The following is a 13,702-nucleotide window of genomic DNA, read 5'->3' as shown; positions in this document are numbered from 1 at the left end:
CCTTAATGTTTCAGACTTTATTAATAATACATTGGTTATATACTGTTGATATGGGTGGAATAGTTTTGGGATAAGATTAGATGATACCCTTATGAAAACTAACTGCTCTCGAATTCAAAACCTTTTGGCTTTTGTGCTTTTGTCTCTTTTACTAGTGTGTTATACAGGCTGTAAAAAAGAACTTCTTATTCCAACTACTGAGGAGGGAAGTAAAATGATTAATAACGATCAATTGCAAAAGCTTTATTACCAAAATAAAATAGATAAAAAATTGGCTGGCAAGTTAAATGGCCAAGTAGAGATTTCGTGGTTGCCAGACTGGTCGCAGGTAAAAACCATAACTAGAGATAGCATAATTTATAGTTATGTGCCACTAGAAGGTATATTGAAAAAGGATGGCTTATCTACAAAGGCACAACTTTTAAACAATAAACAGTTTTTGATTATTAGAGATGGAAAGGTGTTTATGAAAGCAACTTATATTCCAGAACTTGTGGCAGGTGCAAAACCGAGTATCAAAACATTTAGTCTTAATGCCTTTAGTGGGGTATTGTTATTAGATAATTTGGTAACAGGAGAAAAAAGAAAATTCAGTTACAAAAAAGGATTGGATATAACTTATAAAGGAGAAACGAACAAGTTATTAGGTGATAAAAGAAGCAATACTGGAATAAAAACAATGGCTTGGGAAAGACAGTGCGAGTGGCGATATGCATGTACATTTTACACCTATTGTGGTCCTAATGCTGTTATTTATTTAGATGAAAGTGGAGGGTGCCAGCCACCTAGATGGACAGTAGAAGATCTTTATGGAAACGGATCCTGTTCTGATAATTCTTGGTATTTGAGCTTTTCTGAACCTTTTGAGAGTTGCGAATATGTTTATGTACAAGATCCGCCACCTCTTCCAGGTGATGGAGGTACAGGAAGTGGTGGTGTGGAACCTGATGCGCTAACTGAGGATAATATAGAAAATGCATTGATAGAAGAAACCCCACAGGATACAATTAAAAACTTTAATAAGTATCTTGATTGTTTTAATGATGGAAAAACAGCACAAGAATATAAACTTACATTATATGTAGATCAACCTGTAAATGGTACAAATAAACAATCTACATTGGTTGGTGCAGTACCTGCAAATGGGAATTTGGTGTTGGTAATTGCGGGCCAAAAATTTGATGTTGGACACGCCTTTGTAGGATTTACTAAGATAAATACAGACGGTTCTTCTGTTCGTCAGGTGGTAGGGTTCTATCCTCGCCCAAGTAATATATTGCCTGGTGTAATTAGGCCGGGGGTGTTGGAAGATAATAGTGGGCATGCTTATGATGTGAGTTATACAATTAATGTTAACAATATTGAATTTACTTCTGCATTGGCACAAGCTAAAGGTGATTTTCAATATGGGCAGTATAACATTTTTAATTATAATTGTACTGATGCCGCTCTGAAATGGATGAATGCTGGTGGTGCTGGACTGGATGATGTGTCAAGAGGAGTGTTCAAAAATACTCCGGGTGATCTTGGACAAGCATTAAGAAGTAAATCTGGAGCTGTTACTACTGGTGGTAGTGCGGTTGGTGGCAAAGGACCATGTAATTAGTACTAACATGAAAAGTATAAGATTTATTTTAGTGCTGATGATACTCAGCAGTCTTTTTATGGGTGTAAAGATAAAAGGTAGTTGGGGCTTTCTCTTTGCGTTTGAGTTTTATGGTTTTCTGGAAGTGGCTCCAAGATTAGGAATTGATAAATTTGTTTATTGGATTTTTCTTCTCCTCTCGCACGGTATTGTGTTTTTATTGCCTTTTATGGTTCGTAAAAGTTACTATAGTACTGCATTGATTTATGCGCCTATTGTATTTGTAGTTGCTTATTCATTGCTCAACTTTGCATTTTTCTTTATGCTGCTCCCCTTTATCTTTTTTTGGATCATATCCCTTTTCCTTTTAAAAGATGTGAAAAATGAGAATCGTAAAATGGCTAAATAAGCTCAACGGTTGGTGCCCTCAAAAACCCAGCAAATAATAAGACATAGGGTTAAATTAAACCGTTAACTCTAAGCTATTCTTAGGTGTCTGAGATGGTTGTTTTTAACATTAAGAAGTTAAGGGTTATTCATTAAATGTCACGCTGAGTTTATCGAAGCGCTATTTTTTAATAACCACATAGGCACATAGCAACACATAGGGTATTGCTTCCTAAGCTGTTCTTAGGTGTCTGAGATGGTTATTTTAACATTAAGAAGTTAAGGGTTATTAAGGAAAAACTTATTCTTTCTTCATGCCTTAATGTTTCAAACTGGTTGCCAATAGATGCTTCGCTTCGCTCAGCATGACAAACGTTTACTAACTTCTAAGCTGCTCTTAGGTGTCTGAGATGGTTATTTTAACATTAAGAAGTTAAGGGTTATTAAGGAAAAACTTAATCTTTCTTAATGCCTTAATGTTTCAAACTTTATTAACTGTCTTAATTTTTTTTTCGAAGTGGCGTAGGGGTAAAGTTCTTTTTCGTTGTCTCCATTTAAAATAGACACAATGAATAACATTACAACTCCCATTAAACAACAACACACTAAACACAAAACCTTTAAAGCGATATTGTTTTTAGGTTTATTAATTGGTGCATTAAATAGCCAAGCACAAAATAACTCTTTTAAGGTACACGTAGGTTTTATTTACCCAATTAGCAGCAATGGTAAACAAGCACCATTAGATACCAACAACCTTTCTATTCATGTTATTGCAGGTGTATCATCGGTAGAAAAAGGTTTGGCTTTTGCCGGTATATCAAATGTGGTGCGTAACAATACCTATGGTACCTTGTTTGCAGGTTTCTCTAACCATGTTATTAAAAAAGCAGAAGGGGTTTTGTTTGCAGGTTTTGCCAATACCTATGGCCAAGGCAATGGTGTAGCACTTGCAGGTTTCGCTAATGTTGCCCTTGGCAATGTAAATGGTTTACAGTTTGCAGGTTTTGCCAATATTGCCAAAAATATGAATGGGGCCCAATTTGCTGGCTTTAGCAATACGGCCAAAAATGTAACGGCATCGCAATTTGCAGGTTTTGCCAATACTGCCGAAAACGTAAAAGGCTCTCAGTTTGCAGGGTTTATTAATGTCGCTAAAAATACAAAGGGTTCGCAATTTGCTGGCTTTATCAATATTGCCAAAAAAGTAAAAGGGGTACAAATTGCTGGTTTCATTAACGTAGCCGATAGTAGCGATTACCCTATTGGCATTGTCAACTTTGTTAAAAAAGGAGAGAAAAGCCTAGGCCTTAGTATGGACGAGAACCAGACCACCATGTTAACCTTTAGGTCGGGCGGAAAAGTATTGTACGGTATTTTGGGTGTGGGCTACAACTTTAAAAACAAAGACGAGGTTTATGCCTTTGAGGCTGGCTTGGGTGCGCATATTTTACAGTCGAGCATGTTTAGGATCAATGCAGAGTTGACCACAAGCAGTTTAGAGAGCTTTGAATCTGGCGAGTACTTTAGAAGTTCTTTCAAGGTATTTCCTGCCCTTAAATTATTTAAACATTTAGAACTGTTTGCGGGCCCAAGCTTTAACTATACCAGTACCAATAGTACCGAGGGTTTAGCCTTAATAGCCAACCATAAAAACCTTAAAACATGGCAGAGCAAATGGTCTAGCCGCCAACAGACTCTATCTATAGGGTATAGTGGCGGGCTGCACTTTATTTTCTAGCCTAGGCCAAATTAACATTAATTAACAAGCGTGCTTAATTGCGCTAATAATATGCGTTTGCAAGCACTAAATGCAATAAATATCCAATTCTAACTCTATTAATTAACCTTAAAATACACACACACACATGAAAGGCCTAATTACAGTTGCAACCATTTTTCTCCTTTTTATATCCTGTAAAAAAGACAGGTTAACAGCAAACGGAGATATGAAAACAGAAACAAGAAACCCAGGCACATTTACAGGGGTTCGCAGTAGCGGGTCTAATGCCATCCATATCAGTTATGGAAACGAATGTAAAGTAGAACTGAAAGGATCGAGCAATTTGATCCCTTATTTTAAAACCGAAGTAGTGGGCAGTAGACTAGAACTGAGCTACAAAAATGCTAGCGTTTGGCGAGACGACCTAGAGATTTACGTAACCCTGCCAGTAATTAAAAGTATTAATTTAAGTGGAAGCAGTGAGGTAGATGTAAAAGGAAATTTCCCTTTGTTAGCTTTCTTTAATGTTGACATTAGCGGATCTGGCGAAGTTAAGGTAGCAGACGCAATGACAGCCGATGAAATTGATGTAACAGTTTCTGGCTCTGGTGAGGTTGACTTGGAAAGATTGAGCAGCCGATTTGCAGATGCCAGCATTTCTGGCTCTGGCGATGTTAGGGTTAAAGTAACAGAGCGGTTAAAGGCATCAATTAGTGGTAGTGGTAAGGTGTATTATACAGGCAACCCTGTGGTACAATCTAACATCAGTGGCTCTGGTAAGTTAATTAAATTTTAAAGCTACAGCTATGCAGAGTTTTGAAACCTACTGGCAATCTTTTAGCTCACTATTTGGAGCTAAAGAAATTGCCTTAAGCACCGTATATCAATTGCAAAAAGATGCACCTAACTTAGTGGCCTATACCTTGCCGGTGGTGTTTCTGTTAACTATTATAGAGTTTGTGGTTTCGCACTATGGTACGCACAAAAGCTACGAACGTAAAGAAACATTTGGCTCTTTGTTAATTGGCTTGGGTAATTTAACGGTTAACCTATTGCTAAAAACAGCCTTGGTATGTGGGGCCATTTGGATTTACAACCAACTGCCTTGGCGCATGGAACTGAATTGGTACACGTTAATTGTATGTTTTATCTGTTACGATTTTTGTAGCTATTGGTCGCACCGTATTTCTCATTACAACCGCTTTTTTTGGGCAACACATGTAGTACACCATTCGGCAGAGCATTACAACTTAACGGTAGCTTTTAGACAAAGTTGGGTACAGCATTTTAAAACGGTATTTTTTATTCCTGTAGCTTTAATGGGTTTTCATCCGGTGGTGTTTTTAATTGCCAGCCAGCTCAGTACTTTATACCAGTTTTGGGTACATACCGAAGCCATTGACAAACTGCACCCCTTTATAGAAAAGTATTTCGGTACACCATCAAACCATCGGGTACACCATGGCAGCCAAGAGAAATACCTGGACAAAAACTTTGGTGCTACCTTTATGATCTGGGACCATGTTTTTGGCTCGTTCCAATATGAAGAAGAGCAACCTATTTACGGATTAACCACGCCAGTAGCAAACAAAACCAACCCGTTTGTATTGAATTTTCACGAGTATAGAGATATGCTGCACGATGTGAAACAGAGTGATGGGGTAAAAGAAATGCTGTTCTTTATTTTTGCCAGCCCTGCCAAAATATATCGGCACAAACTGAATAAGGTTCAAAAAGAAGCGAAGCCTAAAGTGACCTATAAATTAATGGTTAAAATAGCAGTTATTGGCATTATTTTATTGCTGAGCCAAATGTTAGCCGCACAAGAACAAACTGCCCCAAATTTGCCAACGCCCAAAGGGAAAGACCTGCTTTTCTTTTTGCAACGCACACCAGATGCCAATACGGTAATTTACGAGCTGAACTATAAAAGCGATGGCATGATCGACAGCCAATTGCCCATTAAAGGATCGTGGATTAGGTACGAAGAAAATGGCAAGACCAAAGCCCTAACGGGTATTGAAAAGAAATTTGCCTATGGGGTAAAATGCAAGGCCTTGGGCAACGATGTGTACGAGATTAGATTGGCAGCGTACCAAAAAATGCCCATGTACTTGTTAAAATCAGAAACCGACCAGCAATACCGCATGTACATTAGAGAAGAGGGTAAAAATCTATTGCTAAAAAGAGTTTTTGTAAAAATAAACGGGGGTTCGTTCTGGTTTCCGAAAGTACAATACATAGACCTTTTTACCACCAATAGCGATAATGGGAAAGAGATTTTAAAAAGGATCAATATAGACGGATGAAGAGCAATAGATTGATTTGGTGAGATGAATACCTAAACACACCTGAAATATTAATTAAAGGAGAGAAAGAAAATTAACGCTGAGGGCATATATTTGAACAGGAATTAAAATTTTGAGCATAACCACTACCATTTCTGCCAGTAACAGTAACCAGGCTTTTGAGCATTTATTTAAAACTCATTACAAGGCCCTGCATGCCTATGCCCATGTTATTTTAAAAGATATGGATCTGGCCGAAGAAATTGTACAGAACATGTTTTTAAGGTTTTGGGAAAAACGAGAGCTACTAAACATACAGACCTCTATTAAAGCTTATCTCTATAAATGTACCTATAACGATAGCCTCAATTATCTGAAACATGAAAAAGTAAAAACAAAATACCAAGACTTTACCGTACATACCATGAATACGGAAAGCGAAGCCGCATCTGCCCGGGTAGAGTTGGGAGAGTTAGAACTGAAGTTAAGAGCCGCCCTAAACGACCTGCCAGAACAATGTAGAACGATATTTCAAATGAGCAGATTTGAGGAACTTAAATACAGAGAAATTGCAGACCAATTGGGTCTGTCTATTAAAACGGTAGAAAACCAGATGGGTAAGGCTTTAAGGCTTTTACGGATTAAACTAGCAGATTTTTTGATCTTGATTTTGTTGGGAGTAATGTATTACAAAGATTTTTTTAACTAAGACCATGGAAGTGAATGATGAATTATTGATAAAGTTTCTGTTAAAGGAAACGAGTGAGGATGAAAATACCATCGTTAATGATTGGCTATTGGAAAACCCCGAAAATGTAGCCCAATTTGCACAGCTTGAAAAAATCTGGAATGCAAGTAAACAACTGGCAGCTAAAAGCGAGGTTAATGAAGAACAGGCTTGGTTAAAGTTTAAGGCAAAAGCCGATGCTTTACCTGCTGCCCAAACTATAGTTAAGCCTTTAAAAAGAAATAATTTATGGCTTAGAATTGCTGCGGTGTTGGTAGTTGCAATTGCCTCGTGGTCTCTTTATACGGTACTAATGCCAGCAAAATATATTGAAGTGGTTTCAACCAACGAGGTATTGAATAAAACCCTGCCAGATGGATCGGCATTAACCATTAACAAAAACACACAGATCAGCTACGCCAAAAACTTTAAAACCAATAGAAACATACGCTTAAAAGAAGGCGATGTGTTTTTTGATGTAGCGCATGATAAGCAACACCCGTTTGTTATTGATGTTGACAATGTAGATGTGGAAGTGGTAGGTACCTCGTTTAACATTAAACACAGAAAAGAAAACACAGAAATTGTGGTAGAAACAGGTATTGTAAAGGTTAAGTTGGGCGATCAGGAAATTAGATTGATTAAGGGCGAGAAGTTGTTGATTAGCCCTGCCACTAAACAGTTGATAAAAGAACAGAACACAGATCAGCTGTATAACTATTACCGTACAAAACTGTTTATTGCCAACAATACCCCACTACAAAAACTGGTAGCAACCTTAAACGAAGCTTATGGTAGCCATATTGTAGTTGATGATAAAGTGAAGGAAACTTTTACAGGCCCGTTAGAGTTGGGTAACCTAGATCAGAACCTGTCTATCATCTGCCAAGTATTAGAACTTAAACTTACCCGTAACCAAAAAGAAATTTTGTTGTCTTATCCTTAGAAATGCGCAATCAACTCATCATTATATTTTTATTTGTAACAGGACTTTGTAAGGCACAAACATCGGTAGCTACCTATCAGCATAACCTATCTAAAAGGGTAACGTTCGATTTTAAGCAGCAGCGAGTTGGCGATGTACTGCAACAGATTAGCAATGCCGGAAATTTTTATTTTGCCTATAATGGAGCATTGATTGCGCAAGATAGTATTGTAAACCTGAGTGTAAAGAGTTTACCAGTTAGAGATGTGCTAGACCAATTGTTTGATGGGAAGGTAGATTACAAGGAGAACGAAAAATACATTATTCTGCGTTATGCGGTAAACCAATTTACCATAGAGCCAGATAATATTACTACCGCAGAAAACCTTTATGCCATTAGTGGTTATGTGGTGGATATTAAAACAGGTAAAAAAGTTAAACAGGCCAGCGTTTACGAGAAGAGATTATTGCAATCTATCCTTACCGATGATGAGGGTTATTTTAGCTTAAAGTTTAAGGGAGAACATGCAGCCATTGTTTTAACTGCCAGTAAAGAAACTTATAGAGATACCTCATTGGTATTTCTATCGAGCATTAACATTAAGCCTGCAGGTTACAATGATCCAGATAAAGAAAAGGGAACATTCTTTTCCAATACCATAGAAGAATTGGGGATTGGAAAATTCTTTCTTTCTTCTAAACAGAGGATCCAAAATGCAAATATTCCCAATTTTTTGGCCAATATGCCTTTTCAGGCTTCACTTACGCCTGGCCTAAGCTCGCACGGAATGATGAGTGGTAGGGTGGTAAACAAAGTTTCGCTAAATATTTTGGGTGGTTATACTGCCGGGGTTGATGGGGTAGAGGTAGCAGGCATATTTAACCTGAGCAAGGGCGATGTAAACAAGCTTCAAATTGCTGGTGTATTTAACGTGGTTGGTGGTAATGTAAATGGCGTTCAGATTGCGGGTTTAATCAATAGTGTGCAGGGCAATGCAAATGGAATACAGCTTACGGGGCTAACCAGTTTAATTAAAGGAAATGTGGGTGGCATACAGATTTCTGGTTTAGGTAATGTGGCCAGTAAAAGTTTAAACGGAATACAGGTGGCTGGTTTGGCCAATATCACTAGTCGCAGCACTAAAGGAATACAGATTGCTGGCTTAGGCAACATCACTTCCAGAGCCCTTCGTGGTATGCAAATTTCTGGTGGCTTTAACTATGCTAAAAATAACAAAGGTTTTCAACTGGGTTTAATCAATTTGGCCGACAGCTCTTCTGGAGTAAGTTTGGGCCTGATCAATATTGTTAAACATGGCTACCATAAAGTAAGTTTCTTTACCAACGAACTGGTAAATGCCAATGTGAGCCTAAAAACAGGTAATGCCAAATTATATACCATCTTTTTAGCAGGACAAAACTATGTAGATACAGCAAAAATTTTAACTGCGGGTTTAGGCCTGGGCCACGATTTTATTTTAAACAATACCTTTTCTGTAGCCGCCGAGCTTACAACGCAAGGCTTGTACTTGGGTAGTTGGGACGAGACGAAAACGTTAACCAAGTTTCAGACCAATTTGCACATTAAAATATTTAACGGGCTCAGCATTTTTGGTGGACCAAGCTATAGTATTTACCAAAGTAACAAATTGATAGAAAACAGTGCTGTAGGTTATAAACAACAGATTGTACCCAACAAACATCAAGACATTAATGGCAATAAAGGCTGGCTGGGTTGGAATGCGGGAATTACCATCTTTTAACTAAATGTTAAAAATTACTTTCAATTAATTTATAAATGAATGAATATTCACTTATATTTGTGCGATGAGAGTGAGAGATGAAGATAAAGTAAAGCTCGTTAAACAAAAAGCGCTAGAGAGTATTGTTAAAGAGGGTTTTGAAGGGTTTAGCATGAATAAGCTTGCCAAAATCTGCGGCATCTCTGTAGCCACACTTTACATTTATTATAAGGACAAAGACGATCTGATCATTACTATTGCCAAAGAAGAAGGGAATAAAATGGCAGATACGCTGATCAGGAATTTTGATCCATCGATGTCTTTTGAAGAGGGAATGCGTACACAATGGAAGAACCGTTACACTTACATTTTAGAAAACCCTCTGGCCAACTCATTTTTTGAACAACTAAGAACCTCAACGTATCAGGCAAGGTTTTTAGAAGACTTCATGAAAAAATTTAAAGCAGTGATCAGCGAATTTATGCATGGCGTAGTTGCAAGGGGCGAAATGAACCCCATGCCATTAGAAGTTTTTTGGTCGGTAGCTTATGCACCATTTTATTCTCTGGTACGCTTTGATAAAGAAGGTCAAAGCATTGGAGGAAAACCATTTAAGATGACAGACGAGGTTTTATGGCAAACCTTCGATCTGGTAATTAAAGGACTAAAAAATTAACGACCCACACCCATGGAAAATCTAGACCACATCTTACTATTTAAAACAGACATCAAAAGTGAAGCCTGCAAAGCAAAGCTCGAAGCCATATTAAACAACCACGAAGAAATAAACAAGTGGAATGTAGCTTTAGACGACTCTGACTATGTGCTGAGGGTAGTCTCTTATACTTTGAGTCACCAACAAATTATCGAATTGATCAATCATCACGGCCATTCTTGCTGTGAGTTAACTTAACATTTAATGAAACCAGAACAAACAGTTATCCCTTTTACGGGATATCAAAAAATGGTTATTTTTCTTTTAGCCGTTACACAATTTACGGTGATCTTAGATTTTATGGTGATGTCGCCACTGGGCGATATCTTGATGAAATCTTTGACGCTAACACCAGCCGCCTTTGGTGTGGCTGTTTCTGCCTATGCTTTTAGCGCCGGAATTTCTGGCTTGCTTACCGCAGGCTTTGCCGATCGTTTCGATCGCAAAAAACTCTTATTATTTTTTTACATCGGCTTTATTGTCGGAACCATTTTTTGTGGTTTGGCCCATACTTATGTAGAACTCGTTGCCGCAAGGATTATTACTGGTCTTTTTGGTGGGGTAATCGGTTCTATCTCTATGGCCATTATTACAGATATCTTTAACCTGCAACAAAGGGGTAGGGTGATGGGCTTTGTACAAATGGGCTTTGGCGCAAGTCAGGTTTTGGGTGTACCCATTGGCCTTTATTTGGCCAACATTTGGGATTGGGAGGCCCCTTTTCTAATGGTTGCTGGCTTGGCATTTTTGATTGCCATCCTCATTTTAATGCAACTTAAACCGTTAACAGCGCATTTGGCTTTTCAAAGAGATAAATCGGCCTTTATGCACCTATGGCATACCTTTGCGAAGAAAAAACACCGCATTGGTTTTACCTCAACCGCCCTGTTGTCTATTGGTGGTTTTATGATGATGCCTTTTGGGAGTGCCTTTGCCGTAAATAACCTCAATGTAACCAATGCTCAATTGCCCATGTTATTTATGATCTCTGGCTTAAGCTCTTTGTTGATTATGCCATTAATTGGCCGTTTAAGCGATAGTGTAAGTAAATTTAAGATATTTATGTTTGCTTCTATCTGGATGATGATCATGTGTGTGGTGTATACCAATTTATCGGGTACCACATTTTGGTTAGTTGTGGTATTAAACATCTTGATGATGATGGGCGTAATGAGTAGAATGATCCCTTCATCGGCCTTAACCAGTGCCATTCCAGATTTGGAAGATCGTGGTGCTTTTATGAGTATCAATGCTTCTTTACAACAAATTGCTGGCGGTATAGCTGCGGCAGTTGCGGGCAAAATTGTAATACAACAAACAAAGTTTAGCCCTTTAGAAAACTATGATATTGTGGGTTATGTAATTGTGGTCATTTCTATTCTCAGTATATTTTTAATGTACAGGGTAAGCAAGCTAGCAGCGGGCAAAGGCAGCCAAGCCTTGACTGATGTTAAAGAAGAAGTAGCGCTGAGCGAAGGACTTTAACAAAGTTAGTCGGGATTTCAAATTTGTTAGTCGGGATTTCAAATCCCGACTATTTTATATTTATAAGGTAGCCATACCACCATTTTTGCTAGTCGGGATTTACAATCTCGACTATTTAATTGTGGATTTAAAATCCACTAGACAATGAGGTCTGGATTTTAAATCCAGACCAACTTAATGCTATTTTATAATGTGGCCATGCCACCATCTACAATCAGCTCTGCGCCTAAAATAAATGACGAATCGTCTGAAGCAAAGAAGGTAATGGTTTTGGCAATCTCTTCGGCAGCACCAAATCTTCCCACTGGTATTTTCTGCAAAATGCCCTGTCCCATTTCTTGTAATTGGGCATCGGTAATCTGTAGTTTCTCTGCAGTGTGGATGGGCGTTACCACCGGACCAGGACTTACTGCATTTACCCTAATCTTTCTTGGCAACAACTCTACAGATAGATTTTTGGCCAAAGTTAATAATGCGGCTTTGCTGGCGGCATAAACCGTAGCACCTGCCATGCCAATATGTGCATTGATAGAAGTATTTAATACAATTGAACCTCCATCATTAATTAATGGCAATAGTTGTTGCAGGCTAAAGTAAGCACCTTTAAAATTGATGGTCATGATCTCATCGTACATTTCCTCTGTCATTTGCTCTAAGGAATTGAATTTGCCAATGCCTGCATTGATCACTACAATATCAATGTGCTCGGTTAATGCTTTAACGCTAGCACCTAATGTGGCAATGTCTGTCATTTTGTTGGCGTCAGAAACGATACCTTGTGCCTGGTTGCCCAATAATTTTACAGCTTCGTTAATGGCATGTTCGTTTCTTCCGGTAATGATCACTTTTGCTCCTTGAGCTATAAATTCTGCTGCTGTGGCCAAACCTATGCCACTGTTACCGCCAGTAATAATTGCGGTTTTACCTGCTAATTTTTTCATTTTATCTTTATATTTATAGCACAAATTGACAGCAATTAACTAGGTTTGGCAAGTAGGTACTTTAAAGTTCGGTACATACTTTTAGGTAGGAAATGTGTCGAAATTGTTTAAATCCTTTCCACTAAATTTTATATGACAAAGAAAAGACAAGCGCAATATTCATGTGCCATGGAAGCTTCGATCAGTGTAATTGGGGGCAAGTGGAAACTGCCAATTCTAGTTCGCTTGGCAACCGGACCTAAACGTTATGGCGAACTGCATAGAAGTGTAGTTGGAATTACCGAAAAAATGCTCACCCAGCAGTTGCGAGAGCTAGAAGAAGACCAGATCATTCAAAGAAAAATCTATCCGGTAGTGCCGCCAAAAGTAGAATATTCCTTTACCGAAACCGGCGAAAAACTAACAGAAGTTTTCAAGGCCTTAGAACTTTGGGGCAATGAAATATTTAAACCGGTTGAGGCCTAAACATTGGATTTTTATTAAAAATTAATATCTTAGATATGCAATAAACATGGGTTTGAGTACTAATTCAAGTGCTTCAATATGCTAAGCAAATCTTTATGAAACATTACGAAATTAATCTAACCTCGAAAGATATTCAAGTTTTGGGAGGACTAACTTGTTTTAATTCAAAAAATATTTTCAATAAAATCAGGAAATCTCTCAAGCTGAAACATTCTCAGTGGCTTTCTTTACAGGCTTTCTGTGACTACTCAAATGTGAATTATAGATTTGCCGTAATTATTTTAGATAATCATTATGGATTCTAATAAATATTTTTCTCTACTTTTACAACGTGAAAAACTTAAGTGTCTTTTATTTGATCTTGATGGTGCTGCTTTCGGCATTGCCATGTAGTGATGAATCAGAAACTCGAGATTTTCCTCAAAATGTGATTGCTCAAGTAGAGCAGGGTAAACAAGATGGCAATACAGAAGCCTGTGCAGCAATTTGCGCTTGTACCTGCTGCGGACAAAGCGTAGTAGCAACCACAGTTATCGATTTCAGTATCGAAGTTCCCATTGCTGAACTGAATGATCCCATTGCGATCTATCAGTTTTCATTACAGCAAAGACCAATCAATATCTGGCAACCACCCAAGCTCGCGGTTAATTCTTAATGATTAACGGCTAATATTCCTTTTCTCCCTTTTATTTACTGCGGTTTGCTTTAGGCATATGGCA

Annotated in this window: 14 protein-coding genes; 13 read left to right on the top strand and 1 reads right to left on the bottom strand. The window is 38.1% G+C overall.

All coding sequences use genetic code 11. The features are described from left to right. Positions 1 to 91 precede the first annotated feature (91 nt). From AQF98_RS14860 to AQF98_RS14810, 11 genes are all read left to right on the top strand, one after another. Positions 92 to 1,606 carry a hypothetical protein gene (locus tag AQF98_RS14860; protein WP_055132746.1) on the top strand — a complete coding sequence of 505 codons (1,515 nt, stop codon included), beginning with the start codon at positions 92 to 94 and terminating at the stop codon, positions 1,604 to 1,606. 7 nt (positions 1,607 to 1,613) lie between these two features. Next, positions 1,614 to 1,994 carry a hypothetical protein gene (locus AQF98_RS14855; RefSeq protein ID WP_152969730.1) on the top strand — a complete coding sequence of 127 codons (381 nt, stop codon included), beginning with the start codon at positions 1,614 to 1,616 and terminating at the stop codon, positions 1,992 to 1,994. A 546-nt stretch (positions 1,995 to 2,540) separates the two neighbouring features. Continuing rightward, positions 2,541 to 3,713 (top strand): hypothetical protein, encoded by a 1,173-nt coding sequence (locus AQF98_RS14850; RefSeq protein WP_055132744.1) that lies wholly within the window; start codon positions 2,541 to 2,543, stop codon positions 3,711 to 3,713. Positions 3,714 to 3,840: 127 nt separating this feature from the next. Beyond that, a complete protein-coding gene (locus AQF98_RS14845; RefSeq protein ID WP_055132743.1) occupies positions 3,841 to 4,491 on the top strand; it encodes a head GIN domain-containing protein in 651 nt (216 codons plus the stop codon). A gap of 10 nt (positions 4,492 to 4,501) precedes the next feature. Next, entirely contained in the window at positions 4,502 to 6,004 is a 1,503-nt protein-coding gene (locus AQF98_RS21940; RefSeq protein WP_082435094.1) for a DUF4833 domain-containing protein, read from the top strand. Positions 6,005 to 6,116: 112 nt separating this feature from the next. Continuing rightward, complete coding sequence (locus AQF98_RS14835) at positions 6,117 to 6,692, top strand: RNA polymerase sigma-70 factor (RefSeq protein ID WP_082435092.1); 576 nt, start codon at positions 6,117 to 6,119, stop codon at positions 6,690 to 6,692. Positions 6,693 to 6,696: 4 nt separating this feature from the next. After that, on the top strand, positions 6,697 to 7,656 hold the full coding sequence (locus AQF98_RS14830; protein WP_055132741.1) for a FecR family protein: 960 nt from the start codon (positions 6,697 to 6,699) through the stop codon (positions 7,654 to 7,656). A 2-nt stretch (positions 7,657 to 7,658) separates the two neighbouring features. Then, positions 7,659 to 9,398, top strand: a complete 1,740-nt coding sequence (locus tag AQF98_RS14825) for an STN and carboxypeptidase regulatory-like domain-containing protein (RefSeq protein ID WP_055132740.1) — start codon at positions 7,659 to 7,661, stop codon at positions 9,396 to 9,398. A gap of 64 nt (positions 9,399 to 9,462) precedes the next feature. Next, positions 9,463 to 10,053 (top strand): TetR/AcrR family transcriptional regulator, encoded by a 591-nt coding sequence (locus tag AQF98_RS14820; RefSeq protein WP_055132739.1) that lies wholly within the window; start codon positions 9,463 to 9,465, stop codon positions 10,051 to 10,053. Between the two features lie 12 nt (positions 10,054 to 10,065). Next, positions 10,066 to 10,290: a hypothetical protein gene (locus AQF98_RS14815; protein WP_055132738.1), complete on the top strand. Its 225-nt coding sequence runs from the start codon at positions 10,066 to 10,068 to the stop codon at positions 10,288 to 10,290. Positions 10,291 to 10,296: 6 nt separating this feature from the next. Beyond that, positions 10,297 to 11,577, top strand: coding sequence for an MFS transporter (locus tag AQF98_RS14810; protein ID WP_055132737.1), 1,281 nt, complete (start codon positions 10,297 to 10,299; stop codon positions 11,575 to 11,577). Positions 11,578 to 11,762: 185 nt separating this feature from the next. Here the strand turns inward: AQF98_RS14810 and AQF98_RS14805 are convergent, their stop codons facing one another. Then, positions 11,763 to 12,518, bottom strand: a complete 756-nt coding sequence (locus AQF98_RS14805; RefSeq protein WP_055132736.1) for an SDR family oxidoreductase — start codon at positions 12,516 to 12,518, stop codon at positions 11,763 to 11,765. Between the two features lie 132 nt (positions 12,519 to 12,650). Here AQF98_RS14805 and AQF98_RS14800 point away from each other — a divergent pair, with 132 nt between their 5' ends. Together AQF98_RS14800 and AQF98_RS14795 are read left to right on the top strand one after the other, a co-directional pair. Next, entirely contained in the window at positions 12,651 to 12,983 is a 333-nt protein-coding gene (locus AQF98_RS14800) for a helix-turn-helix domain-containing protein (protein WP_055132735.1), read from the top strand. Between the two features lie 364 nt (positions 12,984 to 13,347). Next, a complete protein-coding gene (locus AQF98_RS14795) occupies positions 13,348 to 13,638 on the top strand; it encodes a DUF6660 family protein (protein ID WP_055132734.1) in 291 nt (96 codons plus the stop codon). The last annotated feature ends 64 nt before the right edge of the window (positions 13,639 to 13,702 follow it).

The organism is Pedobacter sp. Hv1 (assembly GCF_001412215.1).
GTDB lineage: Bacteria > Bacteroidota > Bacteroidia > Sphingobacteriales > Sphingobacteriaceae > Pedobacter.
The sequence above is the reverse complement of the archived record's forward strand: the minus strand, read 5'-3'. Positions and strand labels throughout refer to the sequence as shown.

What these genes read in the sequence shown, in the direction of transcription:
- AQF98_RS14800 (WP_055132735.1), top strand. Translation starts at nt 12,651, where the DNA reads ATGACAAAGAAAAGACAAGCGCAATATTCATGTGCCATGGAAGCTTCG.
- AQF98_RS21940 (WP_082435094.1), top strand. Translation starts at nt 4,502, where the DNA reads ATGCAGAGTTTTGAAACCTACTGGCAATCTTTTAGCTCACTATTTGGA.
- AQF98_RS14815 (WP_055132738.1), top strand. Translation starts at nt 10,066, where the DNA reads ATGGAAAATCTAGACCACATCTTACTATTTAAAACAGACATCAAAAGT.
- AQF98_RS14850 (WP_055132744.1), top strand. Translation starts at nt 2,541, where the DNA reads ATGAATAACATTACAACTCCCATTAAACAACAACACACTAAACACAAA.
- AQF98_RS14810 (WP_055132737.1), top strand. Translation starts at nt 10,297, where the DNA reads ATGAAACCAGAACAAACAGTTATCCCTTTTACGGGATATCAAAAAATG.
- AQF98_RS14860 (WP_055132746.1), top strand. Translation starts at nt 92, where the DNA reads ATGAAAACTAACTGCTCTCGAATTCAAAACCTTTTGGCTTTTGTGCTT.
- AQF98_RS14805 (WP_055132736.1), bottom strand. Translation starts at nt 12,518, where the DNA reads ATGAAAAAATTAGCAGGTAAAACCGCAATTATTACTGGCGGTAACAGT.
- AQF98_RS14845 (WP_055132743.1), top strand. Translation starts at nt 3,841, where the DNA reads ATGAAAGGCCTAATTACAGTTGCAACCATTTTTCTCCTTTTTATATCC.
- AQF98_RS14825 (WP_055132740.1), top strand. Translation starts at nt 7,659, where the DNA reads ATGCGCAATCAACTCATCATTATATTTTTATTTGTAACAGGACTTTGT.
- AQF98_RS14820 (WP_055132739.1), top strand. Translation starts at nt 9,463, where the DNA reads ATGAGAGTGAGAGATGAAGATAAAGTAAAGCTCGTTAAACAAAAAGCG.
- AQF98_RS14830 (WP_055132741.1), top strand. Translation starts at nt 6,697, where the DNA reads ATGGAAGTGAATGATGAATTATTGATAAAGTTTCTGTTAAAGGAAACG.
- AQF98_RS14795 (WP_055132734.1), top strand. Translation starts at nt 13,348, where the DNA reads ATGGTGCTGCTTTCGGCATTGCCATGTAGTGATGAATCAGAAACTCGA.
- AQF98_RS14855 (WP_152969730.1), top strand. Translation starts at nt 1,614, where the DNA reads ATGAAAAGTATAAGATTTATTTTAGTGCTGATGATACTCAGCAGTCTT.